The organism is Streptomyces sp. YS-3, assembly GCF_045257485.1.
GTDB lineage: Bacteria > Actinomycetota > Actinomycetes > Streptomycetales > Streptomycetaceae > Streptomyces.
The window spans coordinates 1-2,561 of record NZ_JBJHPC010000801.1 but is presented as its reverse complement, the minus strand read 5'-3'; the positions used below and the strand labels follow the sequence as shown (position 1 = coordinate 2,561).

Sequence of the window (2,561 nt, the reverse complement as noted above, 5' to 3'; positions counted from 1 at the left end):
CAGCAGAAGGTCGTCGTCGTCCGCGCCGAGCGCCGAACCGTCGGAGGGGTCGAGGAAGGTGTACGCGCCGGGAGCGGGGACGCCCGGCTGCTCCACCATGCCTGCGTCCTCCGGCAGTCCCTCGCCCGGGACCTGGCCGGTGTCAGTCATGCGTACCCCTCGTCCATCTGTAGTGCTTCTTCGGCCTGCGCCCGGGGACCGCCCTCGCACGGCACGCCCCGCACCCGTCGACAACAACGAGCGGGCACGCCGCGCGGTGCGAGCGGCCCGCGGACACACAGCATTCTCGCGGGAGATCGCCGACCTGGCGCCCCGTCTCGGCCACGGAACGTGTGGGGTGCGCCACGTTGCGCTCCACCGGGATCCGACGTACCGCGACAGGGCCCCAAACCGGTTCCCCATTCCGGACATTGACGAACGTAGCGCCGAACGGCCCGGTGCGGTACAACAGTCGGCCAGCCTACCCCGGACGACACGCCGAAGAGATCACGGGGACCTTTCCCGGCGCCTTCCGGAGAGCAGGAAAGCGACCGAGCGTTCGCGTTCCGACCAGGCGCTCGTATCCAGTTCCACGGACTGGAGGAGGGCGCACTCCACGTCGTATCCGCCGGCTTCGAGGGCGGCGCCGATCGCCTCGGCGCCGTCGCGGGTGGCGGCGTGCGCGACGATCCGCTCCGGGCGGCGGTCGGCGCACGCGGAGACGACCTGGGCTCCCCCGCCGCCGACGCGGACGACGTCGGGCTCGGGCAGCGACTCCAGGACGTGCGGGGCGCGGCCCGCGACCACCTGGACCTGCACACCGAAGCGCCGGGCCGCCGCCTCGGTACGGGCGCAGGCGTCCGGGTCGGCGTCGACGGCGATGACGGCGGCCCCGAACCGGGCGGCCTCGGCGGACAGCGCCCCGCTGCCGCAGCCGATGTCCCAGACGAGGTCGCCGGTGCGCGGGCCGAGCCGGGCGAGCTGGGCGGCGCGCAGATCGGCGGACTCGCCGGGGCCGAGCCCCTCGCCGTAGGCGTGCGCGGGGAGCGCCCAGCCGCGGACCTGCTGCGGGTGGCCGGGGTCGCGTCCGGCGATCCAGCCGGCGCCCGCAGCCGCGCCCTGGCCGCCGCCGATCACTATGACCAGGTTGGGGTCGCGCCAGGCGTGGTCGGCGACCTTGTCGGAGGTGAGGACGGTGACCTGTTCGCGCTCGCTGCCGAGCTCCTCGCAGATGACGAAGGTGCGGTGGACGCCTTCGAGGAGGAGGGCCAGTTCGACGGGTCCGGCGCCGGGCGAGGTGAGGACGGCGACCTTGGTGTGCGCCCGGCAGACGTTGACGGCACGGCGCAGGGTGCGGCGGTGCGCGACGACGATCTGGGCGTCGTCCCAGGGCATCCCGGCCCGGGCGAAGGCGGCGGCCACGGCCGAGACCGCGGGCACCACCTCGACCTCCAGGCCGTGTTCGGGGGCGCGCAGGGTGCGGACGACGCCGAAGAACCCGGGGTCCCCGTCGGCCAGGACGACCGCGCTGCCGCGGTGCCCGGCGATCCGGCGGGCGGCGAGGTCGACGCTGCCGAGCCGGATCCGCTCGGCGCGCGGGGGCACCTCGGGCAGCGCCAGATGGTGGGCGGCGCCGGCCACCAGGGTGGCGGCGGACAGCGCGGACCGGGCCGCCGGGGTGAGCGGCGAGCCGTCCCAGCCGATCACCGTGACGCGGTCGGCCATCGTCGTCAGTCTCCTGGAGTTGTCGCAGGTCGGGGCGGTCCCGGCGGGTCCGGCCAGGGTGAGGTTACCTGGTGCGGGGCGGGCGCGGCGGGGTGAGCGTGGGTGGTGGCCGGTTCAGTTCCAGTCGGCGAAGGAGGCGTACCCGGCGTCCGTGAGCTGGTCGGCGACGCCGTCGAGGTCCTCGGGGAGCAGGCTCCACACGATCAGGTCGGTGCGGATGTCCGTCCAGCCGCCGTCCTCCGTCTGGCTGCGCGCTATCCAGGCGTTGCGCAGCACGCCCTCGCTGATGCAGCCGATCTTCTGGGCGACCTGCTGGGAGGCGGTGTTGTCGGCGGCGGTGCGCAGCTCGATGCGTTCGAAGCGCTGGTCGCGGAAGAGCCACTGCGCGGCGGCGAGCACGGCCTCGGTGGCATAGCCCTCGCCGCGCGCCCAGGGCGCGATGACGTAGCCGACCTCGGTGGCCAGGGTGCGCCAGTTGGTGTTCTGGAGGTGGATGACACCGACGAGGCGCTGGGTGAGGAACTCGGTGACGGCGAAGACGATGCCGCGTCCCGAGGTGCGCTCGGCGGGGGCGTGCAGCCGGACGAACTCCAGGGCGTCGCGGGCCGTGTAGGGGTGGGGCACGGAGGTCCAGGCGATGACGTGCTCGTCGTTCATCATCTCGATGTGCGCCGGGATGTCGTCCTCGTCGAAGGCGCGCAGCACCAGCCGGTCGGTGCTGATGGAGATGTCCGGGAACACCGGGGTCGGGGTAGTCATGTGCCGCTCCATGCCGGGGGACGGTCGTCAGGCCGTAAAGGCACAGCATGCAGCATCGGCGCGGGGATGTGCATGGCCGGGGCCGTGCCACCGGGGCG

General features: G+C 74.0%; 2 protein-coding genes. Both read right to left on the bottom strand.

Annotation, left to right across the window (positions count from 1 at the left end; translation table 11 throughout):
* Nucleotides 1-486 precede the first annotated feature (486 nt).
* The gene (gene cbiE, locus ACJA3G_RS34920) at nt 487-1,704 is read right to left on the bottom strand and encodes a precorrin-6y C5,15-methyltransferase (decarboxylating) subunit CbiE (RefSeq protein WP_406557045.1); all 1,218 of its coding nucleotides are present in this window, start codon (nt 1,702-1,704) and stop codon (nt 487-489) included.
* Nucleotides 1,705-1,818: 114 nt separating this feature from the next.
* The gene (locus ACJA3G_RS34915; RefSeq protein ID WP_406557044.1) at nt 1,819-2,475 is read right to left on the bottom strand and encodes a GNAT family N-acetyltransferase; all 657 of its coding nucleotides are present in this window, start codon (nt 2,473-2,475) and stop codon (nt 1,819-1,821) included.
* Nucleotides 2,476-2,561 lie beyond the last annotated feature (86 nt).

Bases quoted from the DNA above. Each gene is read 5' to 3' on its own strand.
- cbiE (WP_406557045.1), bottom strand. From the start codon at position 1,704: ATGGCCGACCGCGTCACGGTGATCGGCTGGGACGGCTCGCCGCTCACC.
- ACJA3G_RS34915 (WP_406557044.1), bottom strand. From the start codon at position 2,475: ATGGAGCGGCACATGACTACCCCGACCCCGGTGTTCCCGGACATCTCC.